Raw genomic sequence first — 25,508 nt, forward strand, 5'->3', positions numbered from 1 at the left:
AGCCGCGGTAAGGTTACCTAAATCTTAAGGAAAGACAGAGCATGACGAATTCTTCCACAGGAAAAACCATGACGGCGGGGGGCGTATTGGCCATTCTGGTGATCCTGGGGGCTGTTGCCGCGATGTTTCTGGCCTTACGTTTTGCCCAGTCAGAGGCTGACCGGGACAGCCTGGTCTGGCAACGCCAGATGGCGGTGGTGATCAACAGCCGTGAAGTGGCGCTGGAAGAATGGCTTGCGGAACAGAAGAAGGTTATGGCCCGGCTGGCGGAAAACCCGTCTTTGAGAATTTATCTCGGCAATATTACCGCAAAAAATGCCGAGGCGACGGCCCCCAGTCAGGATGATCAGGCGCAGGCGGCGTATCTTGAAAACCAGATGAAGGCGGTGGCGCTTCAGAACGGATATGTTTCGGCGCGGGACCCGGACTATCAGGTCAAAGCCGAATTACCGCAAAAGAGCATTTCGGGACTGGCGCTGACGGACCCTGCTGGGCAGCTGGTGGTCTCTACGCCCCATATGCCGTCGGTTATTCGTAGCGTGGCGGATTTTCTGAAACGCGGGGCGGGTAGTGAGGTGATTATTTCCGGCCCTTATCTGGCAGAAGACGGGACGCCGGTTCTGGGTCTGATCGCGCCGGTTTTCGGGGTGCAGGACGACAGCAGCAGCCCTGCAATAGGTTTCGCCGTGGGCATTAAGAAGGTCCCGCAGGACTTTTATCAAAAACTGCGGCAACCGGGTGATACAAGTGCGACGGCCAAGAATTATCTGGTGCGTAAGGTGAACAAGGCGGTGGAATACCTTTCTGGCATGCGGGATCAGCGCGGGGCGGATTTGCCTCCTCTCAGTCTGACGCTGGATGGGGGGAATATGTCTCTGGCCGCCGTGTATGCTCTGGAAAGCGCCGGGGAGAATACGGGGGGATTTGCCGAAAAAGTCAATTACAACGGTGAAAAGGTTCTGGTGACCGGTCGTAAAATCAAAGATACGGATTGGGTGTTGGTGCGGACGGTGGATTCAGCGGAAGTTCTGGGCGCCATCAAGGCGCGGAAAAGAACGATCATCTGGATTGCGGGTCTGACCATTCTGGCGGTGACGATTGCGATTTTGCTGGTCTGGCGTCACGGGGTATCGGTGCGGGTGGCGCGCTCTGCGGAGCAACAGCGCATCCTGGCCCGTAAATACGAGAAACTCAGCCATTTCCTGCAGATTGTCACGGACAGTCAGCCGACGGCGATTGCCGCAGTGGATCATGACGGTCAGTATAATTTCGCCAATATTCAGGCGGCGAAGGATACGGGTCTTGCCCGGGATCAAATGATGGGGCAGAAAATTTCCGCCCTGAAAGGGGCGTTCATTTCCCCTCATGCTGAACAATATGTGCGGCAGGTCATGACAGATCATCAACCGTTGTCGGTTCTGGAAAAATTACCGGACAGCCAGCTGACCATAAAATCGGATTATGTCCCGTTGAATGTGGATCAGGAGAAAGGCGTCCTGATGGTCACGGAGGATATCTCCGAAGTGGTCCGCGAGCGGGAGCTGAAGGAAGCAGCGCTGAAAAATCTGGTCAGCACCCTGACGATGGTGATCGACAGCCGGGATCCATACAGCGCCCGTCATTCGGAACGGGTGGCCAAGGTGTCATTGGCGATCGCGGTGGAAATGAATGTGGACGATGTGACCCGGGATACGGCGAACATCGCGGGGGCGTTGATGAATCTCGGGAAGATTCTGGTGCCGCGGGAATTGCTGACCCGGCCGAAAGGGTTGTCGGAAAAAGAACTGGCGACGGTGCGCAACAGCATTATGAAAAGCGCCGATATGCTGGAATCGGTTGAATTTGATGGCCCGGTGGTGGAAACCTTGCGCCAGATCAGAGCAAACTGGGATGGGTCTGGCATACCGGAAGGCTTGCAGGGGGAAGATATTCTGCTGTCTGCGCGCATTGTTTCGGTGGCCAATGCTTTTGTCGGCATGTCCAGCGCCCGCGCCCATCGTGCCGGAATGGATATGGTACAGGCGGCAACATTGTTGTTGAATGATGCGGATCGAATTTATGACCGTAAGCCGGTCACGGCCTTGATGAATTATCTGGAAAATAAAGACGGGCTGGATCAATGGCGCGACTTTGGGGTGCCTCTGCCGGAAGAGGCTAAATGATCAGAAGGCGACGTCAGGCGTGAGCGATGGCGGCGTCTTTGACCATCTTGTGCAGACGGAGGAGAACTTTGTCGCCTTCCGGCCCACCGGAGCCTGATATTTTATCGCGATTTACCTGATCCATGGCTTCGATGTGATCTCTGATGATGGTGATGTCGACTTCTGCGACGGTTTCTTTGTAGCGCATATACTCGCACAGGGATGTCGCGATATCTGTCATGAGATAATAGCCGAAATTGCTGCCCAATCCTTTCATGTTATGAACAATCTGGAAAATGTCGGGAATCACAGAGTCGGGCTTGTCAGTCTTATTCTCTTCAAGGATGTGAAGGTTACTTTTTAGCTTACTTAACTGGTTTCCTGTCCAGTTTAAGTAGGTATTCTTCAAGTTTCTGGTTCCCTGCGGATCAGGGAATCGGGGGTAGTTACGCGTCATGATAAACAGTACCTGGATTATGGTTTACGAGGCCCTCTGAAGGCCCAGGTTAACAAATCGTATACAAAATCTTACGGGCAGGAAGTAAAGAATGTCTTAACTTTTCGGGGAAGAGAAAATTAAACCACAATCTATGGGAGGTGTGCGTTAGGATAATGTTAAACAAAAAAAACGCCCTGCCATAAAGGCAAGGCGTAGTATCAAGTACTTATCAGGGCTAAAGTACTCAGGGTATCTAACAGAAAAAGATCCTGAGAGTTCAGCCTAAAAATTCAGCGAAACTGCCAAAAATCAGGCGTCCCAGTCTTTCATGATCTCGGCACGACGTTTAATCATGCCACTTGCGATATAAACGCAAAGACCACCAACAAGAACGACTACGATCATAAAGGTCGCGGGCAGTAACAGATGTGGCCCGGCCAACATGATGGACATCACAAGTAGTAAAGTAATGACGCCGCATCCAATGAACGTAATTGCATTTGCCATGAGTAATCCTTTTCAATTACAAGAGTAGTTATAACAGCCCTTTGAAACTGTTCACCTTGATATAAATCAATTAATCTGAGGTTTCAATAGTCTTGTGGCCCCGATGTAAATTGGGGCCACATAAAAGATGTCTTTATTGACTTCTGAGGGGGCGTTGATGCCCCGGTTCACTTCCTACAGATCTTCGCGGTAGAAAACATGCTGACCCACCTTGATGGTCGGTTGCAGATGTTTGGCCCAGCGGGGCTGGACATAAGTGGCATGGTAATGGGTTGACCGGGCGGTGACATCGCTCATGGCGTTTTTCAAGGTTCCGCCAGCGACGCGCCGGGCCTGATTCCAGGCGACCATTTCATAAGGGTTGTCGGACAGGCCGTCACAGGCGAAGGAAAACTGACACATGTTGCGGCGTTTCTCATTCTGGAAGACGACGCCACAGATATTGTCCGGGTAGCGTTTGTCCTTCACCCGGTTGAGAATTACATACGCCACGGCGACCTGGCCTTCGAAAGGTTCGCTGCGGGCTTCAAAATAGACGGCCTGGGCCAGGCAATGGAATTCCTGTTCGCTGATCCCGGACGGCAATTGCGCCAACAGAAGGTCAAGGTCTGCATCATAGGCGTTGGCAGGCGTATAACTTTTCAGGGCTGAGGCCTGAACGATTTCGCCAGTCGGAATAGAGGCTTCGACTTCTGAATAAGACAGAATATAAAAAGTCGACAGGCACGCCACAATAACGGCGGGTATGATACTTATGATGAGTTTATGCTTTCTCATAAGTCATGCTCCTTATTTACCGGTTTTTTGACCGGATGGTGTAAATTTGCTGAAATTATATTCAGCAAACCAATTCCGACGGAAATGTTCCATCGAAACCCTCTTGCAACATGGCGCCGTTAACGGCCTTATTATTATGATAATTTTTTGGGCATGATTTTTTCATGTCCCGTACCGGTTCAGCTCTCCCGGATTTTTCCTCTCAAATTTCACCTGCGATTTATATATGGTGAATTTATATTGCGGTGCAGCATCAAGCTGCGATTCGGAGCGATTTATAACAAATTTTAACTTTTTGTCAACCTTTTGTCAATCTTCTAACAATTTCGTGAGAAGTGGCTTAGACAGTAAAAAAGCCCGTGCAAAGATAATTTGTTCATAGTATTCTGCGGCTATGAAGAAAAAACCCATAAAACTCAATCCGTTACAAAAACGCACATTGGCGTTATTGCAACTTCTTGCGCAGAGTCCGGAAAGCTCCATCCCTGATGCGGATACAGGAGAAGTTACCGTGGCCTATTTACCTAATCCTCATGGCGACCATGTTCATATCGGGGCTTACGTCGTATCGGCCAAGGATGTCAGCGGGTTCAGCAATGAGGCGGTATGGCGCGCCCTGGACCGCAAAGGTCTGATTCGGTCGGGGTTTCCTGTGCAGGCGACATTGACGGTGGCGGGGCTTGGCTATGAAACGGGGCTTCAGGATCAATTCGAACACTCTAACCATTAAAATTAAAAAGGATGTGTATATTATGACTTTGGGAACGACATTGGGACTAACGGGAGGAAAGGTGAAGGCATGGACATTGGCCTGCATCGGGGCTGTGACGTTAAGCGTGACTGCTGCGCCTGTCATGGCGAAAACCCTTGACGAAGTTATCGCCGGCGATCACCGCAGCGCGAAAAACAAGGCGCGTGATTCCTATCGCCATCCGAAAGAAACGCTGGAATTTTTTGGCCTTCAGCCGGATATGACAGTTGTGGAAATCTGGCCGGGTGGCGGCTGGTATCAGGAAATTCTGGCCCCTTACCTGCATGAGAAAGGTACCTATTATGGAGCTGGATATGACGTTGAGGCCACCCGAGGCTATCGGGTGCGCGCTCTTAAAGAGACCTTGGCCCGCAAGACAGAAATGCCGGATCTGTATGGCACAATGAAAATTACAGAGCTTTCGCCTCCGGCAAAGCTGGAGATTGCCCCGGCCGGATCGGCCGATATGGTTCTGTCCTTCCGCAATTTCCATAATTGGAAGATGGGGGGCACAGAAGACCAGGTTTTGGGCGCAATTTACAAGGCATTGAAACCAGGGGGCATTTTTGGCATCACCGACCACCGCAATGAAAACTCCGCCGGTCGGGATGGCTATGTCAAGCCGTCTGACCTGATGGCGGCGGCGCAGAAAGCCGGCTTTGTTTTTGTCGCCAAAAGTGAAGTTAACGCCAATCCCAAAGACACCAAAGATCATGAACGTGGTGTCTGGACCCTGCCCCCGAGCCTGAGCGGCAATCCGGAAAATCATGACAAGATGCGGTCCATCGGTGAAAGTGACCGTCTGACCTATAAATTTATGAAACCGGTAAAATAATCCGGCGTCCGGTATGATCTGAAAAAAGCCCTCCGTACATCGCGGGGGGCTTTTTAGTATCGTTTATTTGGTATAGGGCCGTTTCGGGGGCCTTAGAATGGTGTCCCGTTGATCCATATAGGGGTCCGTCTTGGGGTAATCGAGCATATAGTGTAAGCCGCGACTCTCGGTACGGGCCAGGGCCGACCGAATGATCAGATCGGCGACAACCACAAGATTGCGCAGTTCCAGGCTGTCGGGCGTCACGCGGTAGCGGCTATAAAATTCACGAATTTCCCCGGCCAGCATATCGACACGGCGCGCGGCGCGTTCCAGCCGGCGGGTAGACCGCACAATACCGACGTAATCCCACATGAAATGGCGCAGTTCGTTCCAGTTATGGGAGACCACCACTTCTTCGTCGCTGTCCATGACCCGGCTTTCATCCCAGGCCTGGATTTCAAAATCAACGCCGGGGCGTTTGATCAGTTGCAGAATGTCGCGGGCGGCGCTGTCGGCATAAACCAGACATTCCAGCAGGGAATTGCTCGCCATACGGTTGGCGCCGTGCAGACCGGTGTGGGCCACTTCGCCGATGGCATACAGGCCACTGACGTCGGTTTGCCCTGACAGGTCTGTCATCACCCCGCCACAGGTATAATGTGCGGCCGGCACCACCGGTATGCGCTCTTTCGTCAGATCATAACCAAGGCTCAGACAGCGCTCGTAAATGGTCGGGAAATGTTCCTTGATGAAGGCGGGCTCTTTATGGCTGATATCCAGATAGACGCATTGGATACCGAGCCGCTTCATTTCATGGTCGATGGCGCGGGCGACAATATCGCGTGGGGCGAGTTCCAGCCGCGCATCAAAGCGGTTCATGAAACGCTCTCCGTCCGGCAGACGCAAATAAGCGCCTTCGCCACGCAGGGCTTCGGTCAGCAGGAAAGTGCGGGTTTCCGGATGATACAGACAGGTCGGATGGAACTGATTGAATTCCATATTGGCCACCCGGCAGCCAAACCGCCAGGCCATGGCGATGCCGTCGCCTGTGGACCCGTCCGGGTTGGAGGTATAGAGATAGACCCGGCTTGCCCCGCCGGTGGCGAGAACCGTCGCCTTGGCGCGGAACACATCCTTGCAGTTTTTTTTCGTATCAAGCACATAGGCCCCGAGGCAGCGGCGTTGTTCCGGGTCCGGGTGACGGTCGCTGATCAGATCGACGGTCATGTGATTTTCAAACAAGGTAATGTTGGGATGCCTGCGGGCCTTGTCTTCCAGGGATTCCTGCACCGCCTTGCCGGTGGCATCGGTGGCGTGCACCACCCGGCGGAAAGAATGCCCGCCTTCTTTGGTCAGATGATAATCGCCGTCGACAAAGGCGTCCTTGGCGGCGGGGTTGTCTTTGGTAAAGGCGACGCCCTGTTCCACAAGCCAGGCGATGGCCTCACGGCCCTGTTCCACCACATGGGCGACGGTCTTCCGGTGACAGAGCCCGGCACCGGCGATCATGGTGTCTTCAATATGGCTTTCGATGGTATCGCGGGTGTCAAGCACGGCGGCGATGCCGCCCTGGGCCCAGTTGGTGCTGCCTTCGTTGAGTTTGTTCTTTGACAGGATGGCGACCCGGGCATGGTCGGCGACCTTCAGGCCGAGGGTCAGCCCCGCCGCACCGCTGCCGATAACCAAGACATCAAAATCATGAAACTCTGACATGACAATTTTCCTTCAACTATGGCGTTATGCCGTGTCTTTGACCTGGGCCTTGGCGGAGGTGATCTGCAGGAAGATATCTTCCAGATCGCTTTCCTGGGTCGAGAGATCGGTGATTTCAATCCCGGCATCCTGAAGATGCTGCAGAATCTGACCAATACTGACATGGCTCGGGCTGAAATGCACCACGATTTCGCCCAGACTGTTGATCTGCGCCCCCAGGGCGGTCAGCGCCGGCGGCAGGGCCGAGAGGGGCGCCGTCGTCCGGATGGTGACAATCTTCTCATCAATATGGTTCAGCAGATTTTTCGTACTGTCGCAGGCGACCACTTCGCCGTGGTTAATAATGGCGATCTCGTCGCACAGTTCTTCTGCTTCTTCCAGATAATGGGTGGTGAGCACGATGGTGACGCCCCGGGCGTTGAGTTCCCGCACATATTGCCAGAGGTTCTGGCGCAGCTCCACATCGACCCCGGCGGTGGGTTCGTCCAGCACCAGAATCGGCGGGTTATGAACCATGGCCTTGGCCACCAACAGGCGGCGTTTCATGCCGCCGGACAGATGCCGGGTATAGCTGTCGGCTTTATCCAGCAGGCTGACGGCATCCAAAATCTCCGCGCTGCGGCGGCCTTCGGCTGGAATGCCGTAGAAACCGGCCTGCAGTTCCATCATTTCCCGCGGCGAGAAGAAAGCGTCGAAATAGACTTCCTGGGGCACGATGCCGATGCTGGCCTTGGCGTTGCGGGGCTGCTCGTCAATGTCAAATCCCCAGATTTTGGCGCTGCCGGCCGTTTTGCGCACCAGACCGGCGAGGATATTGATGGTGGTGGACTTGCCGGCACCGTTCGGGCCAAGCAAGCCGAAGATGCTGCCCCGCTTCACCGAAAGATCAATGCCTTTCAGAGCATGCTTCGGGGCCGCCTTCTTACTGCCGCTGTAGATTTTTTCCAATCCCCGAATTTCCAGGGCCAAGGGGTGGTCTGTCATAAAAATACCTTGTGTAACCGGCGGGAGCGCATTAGATTCTCAAGCCTATTTACCCGGTCATCTTGCGGGCAAGGATTATCGGTATCACCCGGTTAATCTTTGGTCAATGACTATTGATAAAAACATGGGATCCCTACATGGGGGATTACAGGAATTAAGGGCTCTTCATGACCGATAATACGCCGACGGCGATACCACAGCATCTTTACTTGATTGACGCATCAGCGTTTATTTTTCGGGCTTATCATGCCCTGCCGCCTTTGACCCGCCATGACGGCACGCCGATTAATGCCGTGATGGGCTTTTCCAACATGTTGTTCAAGTTGCTGAAGGATTTCGACGACAATGTGCGGCCGACCCATCTGGCCTGTATATTTGACCGAGCGCGCAAGACATTCCGCAATGATATCTATCCGGAATATAAAGCCCACCGTCCCCCGGCCCCGGAAGATCTGGTGCCGCAGTTCCCGATTATCCGTGAGGTGGTTGACGCCTTCAATGTACCGGCCATCGACAGCGATGGTTATGAGGCGGATGATGTGATTGCCACCTATGCCCGTCAGGCCGAAGCAAAGGGGTTTGAGGTCACCATCGTATCTTCGGACAAGGATCTGATGCAGCTGATCAGTGACAAGATCAATATGTTTGACGGTATGAAGAATAAATTTATCGGGGCGCAAGAGGTGTTCGAGAAATTCGGTGTCGGGCCGGAAAAGGTGATTGAAATACAGGCGCTGGCCGGCGACAGCGCCGATAATATTCCGGGTGTGCCGGGCATCGGGGTCAAGACCGCCGCCCAGCTGATCATCGAATATGGCGATCTCGACAGCCTGCTGGCCCGCGCCCATGAAATCAAGCAGCCCAAGCGACGGGAAAAGCTGATGGAAAATGCCGACATGGCGCGCACAAGCCGGGAACTGGTCACGCTTGTCACGGATGTTCAGGGGTTGCCGGACATTGACACGTTGAAGGTGCAGGATATAGATGCGGAGCAGGTATTGCCGTTTCTGGAAGAACAGGGTTTTAGAAGTCTTCAGGTCAAGGTGATGTCCCATATGGCCCCCGACCAAATTCCTGATTCTGTACAAAATATGGCAGAGGCGGTGCCGGCAGAAGTCGTCTATGAGACCGTTACTACATTGGCACAATTGGAAAAGTGGGTCGCCAGTATCCGGGCCGCGCATCAGGTGGCGGTTGATACGGAGACCACATCCTTGAATGCGATGGCGGCGAAGCTTGTGGGGATTTCCCTGTCAGTCACCAGCGGGCGGGCCTGTTATATTCCTTTACGTCATACGACGGTGGTGGCGGGCGAGCTTGATTTTGGCGACGCTCAGGCGCCGGACCAGATTCCCGTTGATAAAGCGCTGGCCGCCTTAAAACCGGTTCTGGAAGACCCGGCGATCCTTAAAATCGGCCAGAACATCAAATATGATTATCTGATCCTCGCCAAGGAAGGCATTCATATTCATCCCTATGATGATACGATGATGATGTCTTACGTTCTGGATGCCGGGGTACATGGCCATGGCATGGACGAATTGGCGAAGCTGCATCTGAATCACGACTGCATTCCCTTCAAGACGGTCTGTGGCAGTGGCAAAAACCAGATCACGTTTGATCAGGTGCCGGTCGACAAGGCCACCCAATATGCCGCTGAAGATGCGGATATCACCGGGCGGTTGCATCGGGTGTTGAAACCCCGGCTGTCGAGAGAAAAAATGACCACGGTCTATGAGACAATAGACCGGCCGTTGGCGGCGGTGGTCGCGGGTATGGAGCAGCATGGCATATTGGTTGACCGTCAGATGTTGCACCGGCTGTCCAATGATTTTGCCGAACGCCTTGCGGTGCTGGAAAAGGAGATCCACGGTCTTGCCGGGCGCGAATTTAATATCGCTTCCCCAAAACAGCTGGGGGAAATTCTTTTCGGTGAGCTGGGTCTGCCGGGGGGCAAGAAAAACAAGAATGGCAGCTACAGCACCAATGTGGACGTCATGGAGAAACTGGCCGGAGAAGGCCATGACCTGCCGCGGCGGGTACTGGACTGGCGGCAACTGGCCAAGCTGAAAAGCACCTATACCGATGCGCTGCAGAATGAAATAAATGTCGACAGTGGCCGCATTCACACATCTTACTCCCTGGCGGCAACCACCACCGGGCGGCTGTCGTCCAATGAGCCGAATTTGCAGAATATTCCGATCCGCACCGAGGAGGGCCGGAAAATCCGGCAGGCCTTTATCCCCAAGCCGGGACATAAATTCCTTGCCGCCGATTATAGCCAGATTGAACTGCGTCTGCTGGCCCATATCGCCGATCTTGACAGCCTGAAGCAGGCTTTTCGTGACGGAATAGACATTCACGCCATGACCGCGAGCCAGGTGTTTGGCGTCCCGCTTGAGGGGATGGACCCGATTGTCCGCCGACAGGCCAAGGCGATCAATTTCGGGATTATTTACGGCATCAGCGCCTTCGGGCTGGCGCGGCAACTGGGGATCGGCAACGGGGAAGCCAAGCAGTTCATTGACACTTATTTTGAACGTTTTCCCGGTATTCGTCACTATATGGAAGAGACCAAGGATTTCTGCCGCCGTCATGGCTATGTGGAGACCATCTTTGGGCGCCGTTGCCATATTGCCAACATCAATGACAAGAACGGCATGCAGCGGTCCTTTGGCGAGCGGGCGGCGATTAACGCGCCGATACAGGGGGCGGCGGCGGACATCATTCGACGGGCAATGAGCCAAATGCCATCCGCGCTGCAGGAAGCCGGACTTGATGCCAAAATGCTGCTGCAGGTGCATGATGAACTGGTGTTCGAAGTGCCGGAAGACCAGATTGAAGCGACCATTCCGGTGGTTAAGCGGACAATGGAGCAGGCAGCGTTGCCGGCGCTTGAAATCAGTGTCCCTCTTACGGTCGATTGTGGCACCGGCGACAACTGGGACGAGGCGCATTGATGGGGAACGTTTTTTGACGGATAATGAGGCTAAATAAAGAGAAGGGCGGAATAACAGTCACGTTATTCCGCCCTTTTGGTTTGCTGCTGTGGCCTTAAAAATTCATCATGGCCTGCAGTGTGAAGGTGCGGCCGCGGCCGATGAAGTTATAGGTCGATTTGGCGCCGAAGCTGCTGCCGGACAGGGGTGCGTCCCCGCCAAACAACAAGACCCGCTTGTCCGTCAGATTTTGTCCCAGAACCGCAATTTCCCACCCCCCGGCTATATTCGCCAGCGCCACACGGGCATTAATCTTGGCATAGCCTTTCTGGACCAATACCGGATCAAGACTGGCAGAAGCATGATATTCGGAGGTATAGAACATATTGATGTTGGTGCGCAGTTCCAGATCATCAGTTATATACATATTGTGGTCCAGTCCCAGGGTGCCCTGCCATTCGGAAACCAGTTGATTGGTTTCGCCGCTATAATCGCAGAAATCCTGGCCATTGATCACACTGTCCGGGGTTTGCAGGAAATTACACCGACCAAGCGGATAATCTTTGAACTCGAAATCATTGTAAGCCGCGGAACCGGAAAGAACCAGCCCCTCGGCCACCTGCCAGCGGCCGTCAACTTCGATGCCTTTGATGTCCGCTTTGGCCGCGTTGCCGACGTTAAAACCGAGCGTGCCGTCAAAGATCGATACCTGCAGGTCTTTATATTGGGTATAGAAGGCGGCAAAATTCAGCTCAGCCGCGCCGTCCGCCAGTTTCAGCTTGCCGCCTAGCTCATAGTTGGTGGCGTTTTCGTCTTCAAATTCGAAGGAGTCCTCCATGGTGGCGGAAGCCGCTTTGTTGTTGGCGCGGAAGTCAAACCCGCCGGATTTGGAGCCTTTGGAGAAGCTGGCGTAGAGCATGGCGTCGTCGGTGGCGTCAAATTGCAGTTTGATATCAGGAGAGAATTTTGTCTCGCTGCGCTCCCCGGTAACCGGGTGGGTGCCCAAGGCTGAAGCTTTAGCGCCGAAGGCCCCGGCGACTTGTGCTGCGACCACAGGCCCAGCTACAGGGCCGTATATTCCTGAGTAAACCGAGGTCAACAGAGGTAGAACCTCAGCCCCAAGTTCTGCACCTCTGATATTGGATGCCCCAAGTTCAAAAGCGAGACCAAAGAAGTCTGGGGCCAGGCTGGCCTGGGCGCCGGTAAGGGGTGTGCCGTCAATGTTAGTTACCGTCATTTCCCGGGCGCCGGATTTTTTCTCATGAGTCAGGCGGCCGCCCAGTTGCAAGGTCAGTCGGTCGGACATGTGATAGGACAGTTGTGCAAAACCGGAATAGACATCCGCGTCCACATGGGCCGCCCGGGGAACAGCGGTATTTTTAAACAGGTCGCCGGCTCCGGCAAGACCATTCACCGCAAAAATGGGCCCAAAAGGCGCAAAGGCTGGGTTGGCGTTTAATGCGTTAATCAGAACCGAGTCCTCCGTGACGCGCAGCTGATCTGTGAAATCATGGTCGCTGGTCTGGAAGTAAGCCCCAAGAATATAATCAATTTTTTCACCGCCAGGGGAAACTAGGCGAATTTCCTGGGAAAACTGTTTGTATTTTTCTGTCATGGGCAGGTCGAAGACATCAGCACCGGTGAAATCGCAATCACAATTTTGATCATAGTTGAAATTGCTGTATCCGGTGATGCTGGTCAGGGTATGTTCGCCCATGCGGTAATTCAGCGTCATCACCGCTTCGGTGCTTTTGTTGTTGCTAAAATCGCCGTTGGAATGACGCTTGTCATCCCGGGTGTTATTGAGCACAGATGCATCCGCGCCAAAAACGCCAACCAGGATTTGGCTGTAGGTCAGGCCGCCAAAGGATGGTATGACGCTGGGCAGCTCATTGGCGATTTCAATATTGCGCCCCAATGTATCAAATCGGCTGTGCTCCAGCTTAAAAGTCATTTCAAGGTCATCACTGAGATCGGCAACCACGGTACCGCGCAGGGCCCAGTCTTCTTCTTGGGGTTCGTCACGATTGAGTGTCTGGTTTTCCATATAACCGTCGAGATCATGATAACGCCCGGCGAGGCGGACACGGATCTTGTCGGATATTGGGCCGGAGACATAGCCGGTGAATTCTTTTTCATTGTCCGAGGGTTCATAGCCGGCCCGGACGGAGCCTTCAAATTCCAGGGTTGGTTTGGCGGTGACAATATTCAGGGCCCCGGCAACGGAGTTTTTACCAAACAGAATGGATTGCGGTCCGCGCAGAACCTCGACCCGTTCCATATCCATAAAGGGTTGACGGGATTGCTGGGCGCGCCCATGATGGATGCCGTCAACGTAGATGCCAACGCTTTGTTCAAACCCCTGATTGTTGCCTGATCCGGCGCCGCGGATAAAGACGTTGGTGCCGATACCGCTTTCCGCCATGGTGAAGTTCGGGACGGCGAACTGCAGGTCAGCCATTTTTTCAATGGATCGTTCACGCATATCCATCCCACCTATGGCGGCGACAGAAATGGGAACATCTTTCAGGCTCTGTTCGCGATACTGGGAGGTTACGACGATTTCTTCAAGCGTCATAACTTCTTCTTCGGCAAAGGCAACTGATGATGTGGTAGCGCCAGAAAGAAGCGTCAGGGTAATCAGTGCGGATGTGGTTCTCAGGTGTGCGAAAGTATACAATTTAGTCCTCCCGTGGATATGTAATGACTGGCTGTACGTTTCCTCAGCAGGTGACTTTTCGGTATTTTTTCCGTGTCTTTTATTATTGCATGAAACGACAGGCCTGGTTGCCGGTACAGCGGCCCCTAATTTACCGCTTGCTTTATTATACTATATTTGCGTTGAAAATCAACATAAAACAGTCGTTTGTTTATTAATTGTCTGGCTGGACACAGTTTCTTCTCTTAAAATACGTAAGACGCTGAAATAGAACATATAATCAGGACTATCAGGATTTGATGCCTGATATGTACTTGTTGAAATATGTATATTAATGCGTGTAATTAGGGAAGTCTAATGCCAAAATGGCGAATTCGAGGGCCTATCGTTTATTGATTGAGACATCGGAGATGAGAAGTTTGGCATCCTCATGGCCTAAAACACGATTGGTGGCGATCTGTAGCGTATCGCCAAGGGCGGCGACGCTGACCGGCCTGTTTACGTCGAAATAATCGTGCGACAGGCGGTTGGTCTCAATCAAATAAGCATTGCTGAGGCGCGGCATGTATTTTTGGGCCTGGGCGCGTTTTTTGTTGTCCACCACCCGCAAGCTGGCGCGAATGGTCATGCTGCCTTTGGGGCGTCCCTTATGATACATGGTGACGGCATAGGGGGGAATGGTGAGGTAAATTTCTTCTGTGAGAGCGCCGCTGTCTTTTTTGTCTTCTGCAGTCGCGGGAAGAGCTGTCATCAAGGTGAGGAAGCCTGTTATCATCAGAATGCTAAAATGGCGTCGTTTCATGGTTATGTCTCTTGTATCACCGGTTGGTCGGGGAGGTGTCTCATGTTACAGGTTGGTCGCAGATCAACAGAATAACAAGGGAATGTCATTTTTTGGTTAATGCGGGAAAAATCTGGGCAGAAGATAATTTTGCAAATTGCAATGAAAAATGCAAAAACACATTTTATATTTATTACATTTTGCAATAAATTTGGTCTTTTCGGGGCAAAGTCTAACAAAAAGGTGCAGATATCAAAGGATCCAAAAGTTGGCATGGGATGTGCATAGTATAGATTGCCTCTGGAGCAGGGGCGGAGAAACAGGCACTTATCCGACCCCCAACGGACCGCTTGCCTCCGCCAACTCCATGCTTCATCTGATGAAGTGGAGTTAGGCGGCCCAGTTGAGTATCGGCCGTCGCCTCATCAGGCAAGTGTAGATTAACGGATTTTCTCTTCTGAGTATGCGTAGGAGGAAATTCTCAAAATCGACGATGGCGGCCCTGTTGTGTATTGGTCGCTTGCTCACACAGTAACTGAGTAGTGAGATATGTCTTTTCTGCATAGTATGTTTTAAGACTGCAAAGATTTTAGGCGCCTCGAGTTGTGTATCGGGCGCCTTTTTTTGCGTTTAAAGGGGGATTAGATAAACAGGCTGCCGCTGTAATTCCCGGTCAGGGCGGAAATGCGGTTAAGCCCGTCCTGATAATTGTTCAGCTGACTGAGCAGATGGGGCGGTACGGTGCCTTTTTTAATTTTTGCCTGTTTCAGGATATCGGCTTTTACGGGATCATAGGTCAGGGAGCGATAAGCACGCTCGATGGTTTCCAATGCTGCCGCGATCTGACCGCTGACATATTCGGCTTCTTTTTTGGTGCGCAAGGAAAAACCGGACAGTAATGCCAATCCAAAAACACCACCAAGATTCTCCGGATCGGTGCCTAATGTTTCTTCGCCAATGGCGTAAACTTTATCAGAAGGCAGAATTTTTGTGGGTTCCATGCCGAGCTTGATCAAGGCATCCTGGGCGCCTTTGCCTGCGGAGATGTCGATTGTTGCGCCAGCCTGGCTTTCAATCTTTAGCTCAGGCCCGTTCTCGCCAATGATCTGCACGGCCTTGACGTAGCGGAAAGAGGCCCGCTGAACTTTTGTTGCAAGATCCGCAAAGGTATCGTCGGCTTCCAGTGTAATCTTCCGCTGACTGCCGCCATTGACCGAGATATAGAAGTAGTCGCCGGTCCGGGCCGAGGTCTGGGTGTCTATATCGTGGGTTTGTCTGTTGTTATAAAGGCCGGTTGGCAAGCCGAGCTTGGTCAGCACAGATGATCCAGTTGCGGAAAATGCCAAGGATGAGCTGCCTTTATAGCCGGTGGAACCGCCAAATTGTCTCAGCCAGTCGGCAGTACCTGTTGTGGCGTCAATCTTGGCGGCAAAGCCATCGGTGGTTCCGAATTTTGTTTCGCCCGGCAGGGTGCCGTCGGTTTTACCGGCAAGATAAACAGCCCCGTTATGTACGGTAAGCCCTTCGAGGCGGTCATTGCCGCTTGACCCGAGATAATGGGTCCAGTTGGCGGTGAGCGAGGCGCCGTTGTCGGTGAGTTTGGTCAGAAAACCATCGGCGCTGCCGCTGTGGGCATTGGTGGTCGTGCCGCCTGAAAGGCTGCCGTTATAAGATGTGCCGGTGATAAAGACCTGACCGCTGTCGTCTACGGCTATATCGGCGATTTTGCCGCCCGCCAGATTACCAAGATCATACGTCGCCAGCTCATTGGTCAGGTCCGTCGCATCCAGCTTGCGGATGATTGCGCGCCCATCTTCCCGGGAGGCAATGAGAATATTGCCGTCGCTGGCGATGGTGACGGCCTCGCCATATTCACTGCCTGTGCCGCCGATCTGTGTTAAATCGGCTATAACGCCGTCTGCGCCGCCCAGTCGGGTGACATAGATATCAGAACCGCCGCCAGCGGTGGTTGTGCTGTCGAGCCTGCCGGAAATGGAGCCTGTGACGATGACATCGCCATTGGCGTCGATGGCCAGGCTGTTGGCCTGGTCCTTGGCAATGGTGTCCTGTTGATATGTCCAGAGTTCTTCCCCGGCGCTGTCGAATTTGCTGATAAAGCTGTCGAGGCCGCTGAATGTATCGGAAGTCACCAGTTCGCCATTGACCTGGCCGGCGATGACCACATTGTCATTGCCGTCAATAACCAGATCGAAAGCCTCTGCTTCATCGGAGGCGCCGAGCAGCCGTGACCAGAGAACATTGCCGGCTGCATCCTGCTTGCTCAGGAAAACATCCTGATTCTGAGATGTATTTATCTGTGTCCCAAAATCGCCTTTTGTCGTACCGACCACATAGACGTTACCCTGACTGTCGACCACGCTGGCGGTAGCTTTGGTTTCGAAAAGTTCGGCAGGCGCCGTGATCGTTTCCCCGTCCTCATCGGTGCTGGGTGGGATGAAATTATTCAAATTTGTTCCGGCAATCTGGGTATTGAATTCCGTAGTGGGGTCTGCCGCCGCAAGATTCCGCAATTTGGTCAGGGTAGCGGTTTCGACACTGTCGGAACCAACCGCCTTGTGAGAACCGGTCACATAGAGGGCGGGTTCAGTAATCTGGGCTGATAAAGTCACTTTTTCACTACTTATGCCATCGACCATTAAGGCAAATTTGCCGGTGCTGACTTCTTTTACGCCAAAACGACTGTCATATTTCGAGACCTCGTTCCCTTCGGTGTCCAGTTTTGTAAGGGAAATAATCTGCTGGTTAATGTAGGAACTCAGACTGCTCAGTGTAATGGGTTCCGTGATTTGCGACAGGTCAATGGTGATGTCATCATTGACTGTGCCTGTATTCAGATTGACGGTAAAGACTTCTGTGCCGGAAAGTCCAGGGATTACCTGTGTTTTTGAAGAAACCGAGAGGGCGGAACCAATAATATCATAATTATTTTTACCCAGAGAAACATCGCTCTGGAGCCGTGGTTCCTTTTTTCCGAACATCAGGCTCAGTTTGTCGAGTTCTGCGGCGCGGATATAGTCCTGTACTTGGCTTAATCCGCCGCGAAACTGATCGCTCAATTTGGCCAAAATCGCTGTTGGGGTTGATTCTTCCTTGGCATAGTCGGCCACGGTCTTCAGATTATTGAGGGCCTGATACAAAGCAAAAAGGGCGCGTTCGTCCTTATCGCGGGTCTGCCGAACGTTATCGGTATTGAGGTCAATAAAGTTGGTTTTACCGCGCAAGGCGTTGTATTTTGCCGCCAAGGTGCGGTCGGAACCGGCCAGGGCATCCCACGGCGTAATTACCGCCGGGCCACGCTCAATCCTTGTCGGGGCATTTTGAATGGCGGAGACAGTTCGGGTGACAGTTCGGGCGTTGAAATAGGAGCCAAGCAAATTCGCATCAAAATTAATCAATGTGAATGAGCTGGTTGATGTATTGTTAGAATTAAACCCAAACATATGGCATCCTTACATAAATTCGTATCCCCGCGGGTACGAACAGAGTTCCATTACTCAGTATACTAAGAATCAGTTAACAAAGTATCACTTAAAGATAGCATGTGATATGTCGCACAACAATAGGACGATTTTGCCTAGTGATCCCGGCAGCGCCAAAGGGCTGGCGCTTATTGATTTTTTAGGGTGTTTTCGGGGCTAATTCAAATGAACTATTGAACTCGCCGCCGATCAGGCTTAAATCTTTGACATCAGGAAATTCTAAAACAGGAAAGTGGTATGGGCGGTTTTGCGTATGATTTGGCGTGGTTGGTGGGCGCTGTGTTCGGGGCGATCAAATTTGGTCTACTGGTGTATATTGTGCTCGGCCTGCTGGTTTCTTTCTCTGTCGTCAACAGTCACAATCAATTTGTCGCGCTGGTCATGGGGGCGCTTTATCGTGTTTTTGAACCGATGCTGGCGCCGATCCGGGCTATACTGCCCAATATGGGCGGGTTGGATTTCTCGCCGGTTCTGTTGTTTATCGCGCTCGAATTCGTCAGCCGTATTCTGATGCGGGTGTTGTATAGCCTGGCGTAACGCCTGATGCCGCTTACCCCGCAGGAAAAGGGTGTCCGTCTCGCCATCCGTCTGACCCCCAAGGCCTCGAAGAACGGTTTTGGTGCGGTGGAGCAGACAGCGGACGGCGGCGCACAGGTTAAAGCCTATGTCACCACAGTACCCGAGGACGGTAAAGCCAATAAAAGCCTGATCAAGTTACTGTCGAAAGCGCTGAAAATACCCGCAAGCCAGATTTCTGTTGCATCGGGCCAGACAAATCGTAATAAACAGATCTTATTTGACGGTGCGCCAGACGAGCTGATGCGCCGGTTAGGTCATTGGATAGAGGATCTCACCCCATGAGTACAAACACCACGGCAGATAATATCATCGACGGAAAAGCCTTTGCGGCGAAACTGAAGGAAAAAGTCGGTCGGCAGGTGGCTATTCTAAAGGAACAGCATGGCCTCATCCCTGGCCTTGCGGTGGTTCTGGTGGGGGCGGACCCGGCGAGCGAAGTCTATGTACGCAACAAGAACAGCTCGACCAAGGCCGCCGGCATGAACAGCTATGAGCATCGTCTGGACGCATGCGTCAGTGAAGCCGAGTTGCTGACTTTGGTTGAACAGCTTAATCACGATCCGGCGGTGCATGGTATTCTGGTGCAGCTTCCCCTGCCGAAGCATATCAATGAGGCGGCAGTGATCGACGCCATTTCGCCGGACAAGGATGTGGACGGTTTTCATGTCATCAATTCAGGCCTGCTGGCCACCGGCGGCAAAGGCATGGTGCCCTGCACGCCACTTGGCTGCATCATGATGTTGAAAGACCGTCTCGGCAATCTGTCGGGCCTGGATGCGGTGGTGGTCGGGCGCTCCAATATCGTCGGCAAGCCGATGGCGCAATTGCTGCTGAATGAAAGCTGTACGGTGACCATCGCTCACAGCCGGACGAAGAATCTGCCCGATGTGGTGCGGCGCGCCGATATTGTTGTTGCCGCGGTGGGTGTGCCGGAACTGGTCAAGGGCGACTGGATCAAAAAGGGCGCGACCGTGATTGATGTGGGCATCAACCGCATCACGACAGATGAGGGCAAGACCCGTCTGGTCGGCGATGTGGAATTTGCGGCCGCCGCCAAAAACGCCGCCGCCATCACCCCGGTGCCGGGCGGTGTGGGACCAATGACCATTGGCGTTCTGCTGCAGAATACCGTCACCGCCGCCTGCCGTCAGGCGGGCGTCACCGAGCCTGAGGTTTAACGCTGATGATCTGGTTTTTTCACTCGTCCTGGAGGTGAATTCGGCGTAGAGTTCTGGTGTAATTCGTTAAGGAGGGGGAAATGTGTTGACCATCACCGATGCCTATCTAATCCATACGTTCTTTGACCTTATCGCGGCGCTGGGGGCTGTTGCCGGGGGATATTGTGTTTATCGCTGGCGACTGGAGGAACATTTACCACAGATGACCGATAGGATTGGCTATGGCTATTTTCTGTTTCTTAGTCTGGGCAGTATCGTCGGAGCCTTTCTGTTCGGAACGCTTAATCTGTATCTGTCGGGTATTCCGGAAATTGGCCGCAGTATTATCGGGGCCATTTTCGGCGCAACACTTATGGTGGAACTCTATAAAGGTCGAAGAGGCACAAGAGGATCTACGGGTTATATTTACGTGATTCCCTTGATAGTTGTGATCATCATTGGTCGGCTGGGATGTTTGTTTTCCGGTCTGGCGGATGACACTTTCGGCGTAGCGACTGGAAAAGCGTGGGGTTGGGATTTCGGTGATCAGGTTTTGCGACATCCCGTCGCGCTTTATGAAAGTGTGTCGATGCTACTCTTTTTGATTGGCAGTCTGGCGATCTTGCAGGCGCGGGTTGATCTTTTCACACGTTATGGATTTTATGTCTGTATTGGCTATTATGCCGTTCAACGGTTCTTTTGGGAGTTTCTTAAACCTTATCAGGATATCGCAGGGCTGTTAAATGTGTTTCAGATAATTTGCCTGATATTGGTTTTCTACAGCATAATAATGATAGGTAAAGCACGATATGAGTAACGAGACGCGCAAGCAGACGCCTTATATATTTTATGGTCAAACCACCTCTTTATGTGAGGAATGTCTTGATCTGGTGCCTGCAAAAATCCTGATTGAAGGTACGGATGTTTTTTATCAAAAGCGGTGCGCTATGCATGGCGTTCAAAAAACAAAAGTGTCAAGTGATGCGGATTATTTTCGTAAGACGAAAGCGTATATTAAACCAGGCGACCGGCCTCTCACGTATCAAAGCAAGACGGACTATGGCTGCCCCTTGGATTGTGGGCTGTGCCCGGATCATGAACAGCATAGTTGTCTTGCCCTGATTGAAATCAATGAAGAATGTAATCTGGAATGCCCAGTCTGCTTTGCAGAATCCTCACCGGAGAAGAAAACACATCGTTCTCTTGTCGAAATAGAAGCCATGATGGATGCATTGGTGCGTAGCGAGGGCGAACCGGATGTTTTGCAGATCAGTGGTGGAGAGCCCACCATCCATCCGCAAATTTTCGACATCTTGGATAGTGCGAAATCCAGACCTATTAAACATCTTATGATCAATACCAATGGCGTTCGCCTGGCGCGAGACCGGGATTTTGTCCGGAAACTTGCGGATTATGCACCGGGGTTCGAAGTTTATCTGCAATTTGACTCTCTGGAGAAGGCGGTGCTTGAGAATCTGCGCGGTATCGATTTGAGGACGATACGCCGTAAGGCCTTGGAACATCTTGAGGAATTTAATATCTCGACCTCTCTGGTCGTGACGGTTAAAAAAGGGGTAAACGACCATGAAATCGGTGCGATCATTGATCATGCCCTGACCTTTAAATGTGTACGGGGCATCACCTTCCAACCGGTGCAGGATGTGGGACGTAACGCGGGATTTGACAAAAACACGGACCGGCTTCTTCTTACCGATGTACGCCGTGCAATTTATGAGCAGTCCGATATTTTCACACCTGACGACATCATCCCCTTGCCGTGTAACCCGGAATCCATCGCGATTGCATACGGCTTGCGTTTGGGCAAGCAGGTCATGCCGATTACATCGCTAATCCCGCAGGAGGATTTGATCGCGGAAGTGCCCAATGCCGTAGCCTTCGAGAAAAATGACAGGTTGCGCGACAAAGTGATTGATTTGTTCTCTCTCTCAAGCGGTGACTTGAATACGGCCGAGCGCATGAGCTCTTTGCTCTGTTGTTTGCCTGAGGTGCCTGTTCTGGAAAATTTGGGGTATGAGAATATCTTCCGGATTACAATTGTTCAGTTTCTTGATGCGGCTAATTTCTGCGTCGGGAATGTAAAACGATCTTGTATTCATTTTATCACACCGGAGTTGGAAATCATTCCTTTTGATACTTATAATCTTTTTTATCGCAATGGGCTGGTTCATGAGATGAGAAAGAAACAAAGGGGATTATATGACAGTTAAAAAATTCTTTGGACATCTTTTAAGGGCAGGTGGAATTCTTATGGCTGTGCTGGCTGGGGGCTGTGGGTTGGTTTTCATGGTTGTAGATATATCGTTTGGCGAGCTCGTCTTGATACTTGGTGGCGTCCCCTGCTTGATTGGTATAGGGTTATTTTATTGGGGAAAGAATATACTCAAGAAAGAAAATGTCGATGTTGAAAAGGACATGAGTGTCTGGGATTAGTCGTGTAATAACTTAACAGGTAAAAAAAAGAGAGGGCCCCCATCCTTTCTGACATACCTTCATTTAAGTTGTTTTAGGATCACTAAACCCGCACGAAATTGCCGTGTGGAAGCCGAGGCTGATGGGTTTCAGGTGCACCGGTCCTGGTGGATTTCGGCGGACAGGGTGGTGAAAACCCGTCGTGACGGGCGCAAGATTGTTCTGATTATGCGCAATGGTCTGGAAATTCCGGTGTCGCGAACCCATCAGGCGATGGTCAAAGAACGATTTTTAGGGTAACTGTAACAGAGGGGATGTCTGTTACTGCAGGGAGTGAATGATGTACGAGCTATTTATTGCGACTTTTGTGACTTTCTTTGTGGTGATTGATCCTCTGGGGATTGCGCCGATTTTTGCTGTCATGACCGATGGGGCCAGTACGTCTTTCAAGCGACGCATGGTGTTTAAATCAACCCTGACAGGGGCTATTATCCTGCTTTTGTTCGCGTTCCTCGGCAGTGGTTTTCTGTCGGCGCTTGGCATTAGCATGATGGCCTTCAAGACCGCGGGCGGGGTATTGCTGTTTATGATTGCATTGGAAATGGTGTTCGAAAAACGCACCGAACGCCGCGAGAAAACTTCCGAGGCTGTGTTGCATGAACATGAACTGGAGCATGAACAGGAAGAAGCCGTCCGGGTGCAGCAGGCCTCAACAAAGGGCGGTCAGAAAGCCGTGGTGCCAGTGAGTGATGAGGAGGATTTCGAAGATATTTCTGTCTTTCCCATGGCCATTCCTTTTATTGCAGGGCCCGGCAGTATCGCAACCATCATGTTGATGATGACCCATCATGAAGGCAGCCGCACGGAACAGGGTGTGATTATCGGGGCGCTGCTGATCACAATTCTGGTGACGATCATCATGTTGCTGATGGCGAGTAAGATCATTGATCTGATGGGTCAGACAGTCGCCAATGCCATCACCCGCATTTTGGGTGTGATCTTGGCCGCGATGGCCATTCAATATATATTTGACGGCATCAAAGCCACCTTTATGGGGTGAGGCCGGTATTTTGAAGAATTTAACTGATACTATAAAAAAAAGAGACTGATTTATGGCGAGAAAGACGGGATTATGGGGCTACGTGGTGGCCGGTATTTTGGGTATGGTGAGCATCGGGATCACAGCGGCGACGGCGCGCGATCCCCACTCCTTTGCTAATGTGGAGCAAGTGGCGAGTACGCACCTCAATCTGGATATTATCGTTGATTTTGACCGGAAGGTTTTTGAAGGTACGGCGGAATATGACATCAAACGCCTGACGCCTGGCGCGCATCCTTTCGTTCTGGATACCCGTGATCTGGTGATCCATAAGGTTGAGGTCAAGGCCTTGGACCAGGATTGGGAATTGGCGTCGTTTGAACTCGCCAAGGCGTTGCCGCCGTTAGGCTCGAAGCTGACCGTCACTCTGCCGGTCACGGCCAAGAAGGTGCGTATCCATTATGCCACGCGACCGGAGGCCACCGGCCTGCAGTGGTTGACCCCGGCCCAGACCGCGGGCAAGAAACATCCGTATGTCTTCACGGAATCTCAGCCCATTCATACCCGCAGCTGGGTGCCGATTCAGGATACGCCGGCATTGCGTTTGACGTATCATGCGCGGATTCGTACACCGGAAGACCTGAAGGCGGTGATGAGCGCGCTTAATGATCCGGATGCGCCCCGCGACGGTGATTATGAATTCGATATGCCGCACAAAATTCCCCCGTATCTGATGGCGCTGGGGGTGGGGGACCTGTATTTTAAATCCATGTCTGAAAATACTGGCGTGTATGGCGAAGCCTATATTCTGGATGGGGCCGCCGCTGAATTTGCCGATACCTATAAAATGATGCAAGTGGCGGAAAAAATGTATGGCCCTTACCAATGGGGACGTTACGACATTCTGATGATGCCGCCGAGCTATCCCATGGGCGGTATGGAAAATCCGATGTTAAGCTTCATCACGCCGACGGTTATCGCCGGTGATAAAAGCCTGGTGGGGCTGATTGCCCATGAATTGGCGCACAGCTGGTCTGGAAATTTGGTGACCAATGCCAACTGGAATGACTTGTGGCTCAATGAAGGCACCACATCCTATGTGGAAAACCGTATTATGGAAGAAGTGTATGGTCCGAAGCGCGCCTTGATGGAACAGGTATTGGCGGTTCAGGGCTTGCACCGGGGACTGAAACGGCTTGACCCGGCCGACACCAGCCTGCATGCAAATTTGGACGGTCGGGACCCTGACGATGCTTTTAGCGAGATTCCTTATGATAAAGGGCAGCTGTTTTTACGTTATCTGGAAGAGAAATTTGGCCGGGCGCGGTTCGACCCTTTCCTGAAGGGGTATTTTACCGCCCATGCATTCGAGAATATTTCATCGGAAAAATTTATCGCCTACCTTCAGGCCAACCTGTTGAAAAAATATCCGGGCGTTGTGTCTATGGAGAAGGTCAGGGAATGGATTTATGGCACTGGCCTGCCTGAAGATGCGCCAAATCCGACATCCAATGTGTTTGAGGTGGTTGCGCAGCAACAGAGCGACTGGTTGGGGGGCAAGATGCAGCTCAGCCAGATTCCGACCGGTGAGTGGACAGTTCATGAATGGCTGTATTTTATCACAAATCTGCCCAAGGACCTGAAGGCTCAACATATGGCGGAGCTGGACCGGGCCTTTGACCTGACGCGCTCCACCAACAACGAGATCGCCCATGCCTGGCTGTTGCAGGGCCTGAAACATGATTATAAGGCGGTCACGTCCCGCTTGCGGGAATATTTGCCGGTGATCGGGCGCAAGAAACTGATCCTGCCGCTTTATGAGCAGTTGGCGACAACACCCGACGGCTTGAAGCTGGCCCGCGAGATTTACGTTGCGGCCCGTGAAGGTTATCATCCTTCGGCGCAAAAGGCTCTGGATAAGGTTTTGGCGCAGTGAAATGAGAATTTAATTAATTCTCAAACAATAGTGAAAAATATGAACAGTTAGTGGTGCAAATCACTAACTGTTTTTGTTTTGTGCGCTGTTAAAATTCATAAAAGTCATATTAATTCATATTTTTCAATGACTTGTCGATTTATAAATAAACTGGCACGGTCTGTGCAATGTAGGAAATATCAAACAAACAACCTTTACTTACGGAGATAAGATATGACCTTTTTTGACAAATTGACCAAGAAGAAAACTGACACTAAATCCATGTTTCAGGCCCAGCCGGTGACGGCGCAATATGCCCGTCGGGCGCGTCGTAGCCGCCGGTCGTCCTTTTCCTTTGCCTGATCACATGACCATTTTGG

At 52.0% G+C, this 25,508-nt stretch carries 22 protein-coding genes; 14 read left to right on the forward strand and 8 right to left on the reverse strand.

Annotated features, from left to right (window positions below):
• The first annotated feature begins 41 nt into the window (after positions 1-41).
• On the forward strand, positions 42-2,162 hold the full coding sequence (locus tag FIV45_RS00095; RefSeq protein ID WP_099474023.1) for an HD domain-containing phosphohydrolase: 2,121 nt from the start codon (positions 42-44) through the stop codon (positions 2,160-2,162).
• A 13-nt stretch (positions 2,163-2,175) separates the two neighbouring features.
• Here the strand turns inward: FIV45_RS00095 and FIV45_RS18540 are convergent, their stop codons facing one another.
• The 3 genes from FIV45_RS18540 to FIV45_RS00110 all read right to left on the reverse strand — a co-directional run bounded on the left by FIV45_RS18540 (position 2,176) and on the right by FIV45_RS00110 (position 3,864).
• Positions 2,176-2,550: an Hpt domain-containing protein gene (locus tag FIV45_RS18540; RefSeq protein ID WP_133118591.1), complete on the reverse strand. Its 375-nt coding sequence runs from the start codon at positions 2,548-2,550 to the stop codon at positions 2,176-2,178.
• Between the two features lie 339 nt (positions 2,551-2,889).
• Entirely contained in the window at positions 2,890-3,087 is a 198-nt protein-coding gene (locus FIV45_RS00105; RefSeq protein WP_099474020.1) for a hypothetical protein, read from the reverse strand.
• A gap of 174 nt (positions 3,088-3,261) precedes the next feature.
• On the reverse strand, positions 3,262-3,864 hold the full coding sequence (locus FIV45_RS00110; protein ID WP_099474018.1) for a cell wall hydrolase: 603 nt from the start codon (positions 3,862-3,864) through the stop codon (positions 3,262-3,264).
• Positions 3,865-4,258: 394 nt separating this feature from the next.
• On the opposite strand from FIV45_RS00110, the gene FIV45_RS00115 reads away from it, so the two are divergent.
• Both FIV45_RS00115 and FIV45_RS00120 read left to right on the forward strand, forming a co-directional pair.
• Positions 4,259-4,594, forward strand: a complete 336-nt coding sequence (locus FIV45_RS00115; RefSeq protein ID WP_099474016.1) for a hypothetical protein — start codon at positions 4,259-4,261, stop codon at positions 4,592-4,594.
• Positions 4,595-4,616: 22 nt separating this feature from the next.
• Positions 4,617-5,450: a class I SAM-dependent methyltransferase gene (locus FIV45_RS00120; RefSeq protein ID WP_204602277.1), complete on the forward strand. Its 834-nt coding sequence runs from the start codon at positions 4,617-4,619 to the stop codon at positions 5,448-5,450.
• Between the two features lie 63 nt (positions 5,451-5,513).
• Here the strand turns inward: FIV45_RS00120 and nadB are convergent, their stop codons facing one another.
• On the reverse strand, positions 5,514-7,145 hold the full coding sequence (gene nadB, locus FIV45_RS00125) for an L-aspartate oxidase (RefSeq protein ID WP_099474012.1): 1,632 nt from the start codon (positions 7,143-7,145) through the stop codon (positions 5,514-5,516).
• Between the two features lie 24 nt (positions 7,146-7,169).
• Positions 7,170-8,129: an ABC transporter ATP-binding protein gene (locus FIV45_RS00130; protein WP_099474011.1), complete on the reverse strand. Its 960-nt coding sequence runs from the start codon at positions 8,127-8,129 to the stop codon at positions 7,170-7,172.
• A 167-nt stretch (positions 8,130-8,296) separates the two neighbouring features.
• Between FIV45_RS00130 and polA the strand changes: the two genes are divergently transcribed.
• Positions 8,297-11,089, forward strand: coding sequence for a DNA polymerase I (polA, locus tag FIV45_RS00135; RefSeq protein WP_099474009.1), 2,793 nt, complete (start codon positions 8,297-8,299; stop codon positions 11,087-11,089).
• A 94-nt stretch (positions 11,090-11,183) separates the two neighbouring features.
• Here the strand turns inward: polA and FIV45_RS00140 are convergent, their stop codons facing one another.
• The 3 genes from FIV45_RS00140 to FIV45_RS00150 form a co-directional block, all read right to left on the reverse strand.
• On the reverse strand, positions 11,184-13,748 hold the full coding sequence (locus tag FIV45_RS00140; protein ID WP_099474007.1) for a TonB-dependent receptor: 2,565 nt from the start codon (positions 13,746-13,748) through the stop codon (positions 11,184-11,186).
• A gap of 361 nt (positions 13,749-14,109) precedes the next feature.
• Positions 14,110-14,529 carry a hypothetical protein gene (locus FIV45_RS00145; RefSeq protein WP_099474005.1) on the reverse strand — a complete coding sequence of 140 codons (420 nt, stop codon included), beginning with the start codon at positions 14,527-14,529 and terminating at the stop codon, positions 14,110-14,112.
• A gap of 620 nt (positions 14,530-15,149) precedes the next feature.
• On the reverse strand, positions 15,150-17,969 hold the full coding sequence (locus FIV45_RS00150) for an SBBP repeat-containing protein (protein WP_099474003.1): 2,820 nt from the start codon (positions 17,967-17,969) through the stop codon (positions 15,150-15,152).
• Positions 17,970-18,245: 276 nt separating this feature from the next.
• On the opposite strand from FIV45_RS00150, the gene FIV45_RS00155 reads away from it, so the two are divergent.
• From FIV45_RS00155 to FIV45_RS18820, 10 genes are all read left to right on the forward strand, one after another.
• The gene (locus FIV45_RS00155; protein WP_099474001.1) at positions 18,246-18,545 is read left to right on the forward strand and encodes a YggT family protein; all 300 of its coding nucleotides are present in this window, start codon (positions 18,246-18,248) and stop codon (positions 18,543-18,545) included.
• Positions 18,546-18,551: 6 nt separating this feature from the next.
• Positions 18,552-18,869, forward strand: coding sequence for a DUF167 family protein (locus tag FIV45_RS00160; protein ID WP_099473999.1), 318 nt, complete (start codon positions 18,552-18,554; stop codon positions 18,867-18,869).
• Entirely contained in the window at positions 18,866-19,765 is a 900-nt protein-coding gene (gene folD, locus FIV45_RS00165) for a bifunctional methylenetetrahydrofolate dehydrogenase/methenyltetrahydrofolate cyclohydrolase FolD (RefSeq protein ID WP_099473997.1), read from the forward strand. Before FIV45_RS00160 ends, folD begins: the two co-directional genes overlap by 4 nt.
• Before the next feature lie 82 nt (positions 19,766-19,847).
• Complete coding sequence (locus FIV45_RS00170; RefSeq protein ID WP_099473995.1) at positions 19,848-20,561, forward strand: prolipoprotein diacylglyceryl transferase family protein; 714 nt, start codon at positions 19,848-19,850, stop codon at positions 20,559-20,561.
• Complete coding sequence (locus FIV45_RS00175) at positions 20,554-21,972, forward strand: radical SAM protein (protein WP_099473993.1); 1,419 nt, start codon at positions 20,554-20,556, stop codon at positions 21,970-21,972. Before FIV45_RS00170 ends, FIV45_RS00175 begins: the two co-directional genes overlap by 8 nt.
• Positions 21,962-22,195, forward strand: coding sequence for a hypothetical protein (locus FIV45_RS00180; protein WP_099473991.1), 234 nt, complete (start codon positions 21,962-21,964; stop codon positions 22,193-22,195). The genes FIV45_RS00175 and FIV45_RS00180 overlap by 11 nt, the downstream gene beginning before the upstream one ends.
• Before the next feature lie 105 nt (positions 22,196-22,300).
• Positions 22,301-22,474 carry a LytTR family DNA-binding domain-containing protein gene (locus FIV45_RS00185; RefSeq protein WP_165777051.1) on the forward strand — a complete coding sequence of 58 codons (174 nt, stop codon included), beginning with the start codon at positions 22,301-22,303 and terminating at the stop codon, positions 22,472-22,474.
• A 40-nt stretch (positions 22,475-22,514) separates the two neighbouring features.
• Positions 22,515-23,234: a MarC family protein gene (locus FIV45_RS00190; protein ID WP_099473987.1), complete on the forward strand. Its 720-nt coding sequence runs from the start codon at positions 22,515-22,517 to the stop codon at positions 23,232-23,234.
• A gap of 52 nt (positions 23,235-23,286) precedes the next feature.
• Positions 23,287-25,149: a M1 family metallopeptidase gene (locus FIV45_RS00195; protein WP_204602273.1), complete on the forward strand. Its 1,863-nt coding sequence runs from the start codon at positions 23,287-23,289 to the stop codon at positions 25,147-25,149.
• Between the two features lie 213 nt (positions 25,150-25,362).
• The gene (locus FIV45_RS18820) at positions 25,363-25,491 is read left to right on the forward strand and encodes a hypothetical protein (RefSeq protein ID WP_268939774.1); all 129 of its coding nucleotides are present in this window, start codon (positions 25,363-25,365) and stop codon (positions 25,489-25,491) included.
• Positions 25,492-25,508 lie beyond the last annotated feature (17 nt).

The sequence above is a fragment of the Paremcibacter congregatus genome (genome assembly GCF_006385135.1).
Classification (GTDB): Bacteria; Pseudomonadota; Alphaproteobacteria; order Sphingomonadales; family Emcibacteraceae; genus Paremcibacter; species Paremcibacter congregatus.

What these genes read in the sequence shown, in the direction of transcription:
- FIV45_RS00115 (WP_099474016.1), top strand. Translation starts at nt 4,259, where the DNA reads ATGAAGAAAAAACCCATAAAACTCAATCCGTTACAAAAACGCACATTG.
- FIV45_RS00155 (WP_099474001.1), top strand. Translation starts at nt 18,246, where the DNA reads ATGGGCGGTTTTGCGTATGATTTGGCGTGGTTGGTGGGCGCTGTGTTC.
- FIV45_RS00150 (WP_099474003.1), bottom strand. Translation starts at nt 17,969, where the DNA reads ATGTTTGGGTTTAATTCTAACAATACATCAACCAGCTCATTCACATTG.
- FIV45_RS00195 (WP_204602273.1), top strand. Translation starts at nt 23,287, where the DNA reads ATGGCGAGAAAGACGGGATTATGGGGCTACGTGGTGGCCGGTATTTTG.
- FIV45_RS00160 (WP_099473999.1), top strand. Translation starts at nt 18,552, where the DNA reads ATGCCGCTTACCCCGCAGGAAAAGGGTGTCCGTCTCGCCATCCGTCTG.
- folD (WP_099473997.1), top strand. Translation starts at nt 18,866, where the DNA reads ATGAGTACAAACACCACGGCAGATAATATCATCGACGGAAAAGCCTTT.
- polA (WP_099474009.1), top strand. Translation starts at nt 8,297, where the DNA reads ATGACCGATAATACGCCGACGGCGATACCACAGCATCTTTACTTGATT.
- FIV45_RS00120 (WP_204602277.1), top strand. Translation starts at nt 4,617, where the DNA reads ATGACTTTGGGAACGACATTGGGACTAACGGGAGGAAAGGTGAAGGCA.
- FIV45_RS00105 (WP_099474020.1), bottom strand. Translation starts at nt 3,087, where the DNA reads ATGGCAAATGCAATTACGTTCATTGGATGCGGCGTCATTACTTTACTA.
- FIV45_RS00110 (WP_099474018.1), bottom strand. Translation starts at nt 3,864, where the DNA reads ATGAGAAAGCATAAACTCATCATAAGTATCATACCCGCCGTTATTGTG.
- FIV45_RS00095 (WP_099474023.1), top strand. Translation starts at nt 42, where the DNA reads ATGACGAATTCTTCCACAGGAAAAACCATGACGGCGGGGGGCGTATTG.
- FIV45_RS00180 (WP_099473991.1), top strand. Translation starts at nt 21,962, where the DNA reads ATGACAGTTAAAAAATTCTTTGGACATCTTTTAAGGGCAGGTGGAATT.
- FIV45_RS18820 (WP_268939774.1), top strand. Translation starts at nt 25,363, where the DNA reads ATGACCTTTTTTGACAAATTGACCAAGAAGAAAACTGACACTAAATCC.
- FIV45_RS00130 (WP_099474011.1), bottom strand. Translation starts at nt 8,129, where the DNA reads ATGACAGACCACCCCTTGGCCCTGGAAATTCGGGGATTGGAAAAAATC.
- FIV45_RS00190 (WP_099473987.1), top strand. Translation starts at nt 22,515, where the DNA reads ATGTACGAGCTATTTATTGCGACTTTTGTGACTTTCTTTGTGGTGATT.
- FIV45_RS00145 (WP_099474005.1), bottom strand. Translation starts at nt 14,529, where the DNA reads ATGAAACGACGCCATTTTAGCATTCTGATGATAACAGGCTTCCTCACC.
- nadB (WP_099474012.1), bottom strand. Translation starts at nt 7,145, where the DNA reads ATGTCAGAGTTTCATGATTTTGATGTCTTGGTTATCGGCAGCGGTGCG.
- FIV45_RS00175 (WP_099473993.1), top strand. Translation starts at nt 20,554, where the DNA reads ATGAGTAACGAGACGCGCAAGCAGACGCCTTATATATTTTATGGTCAA.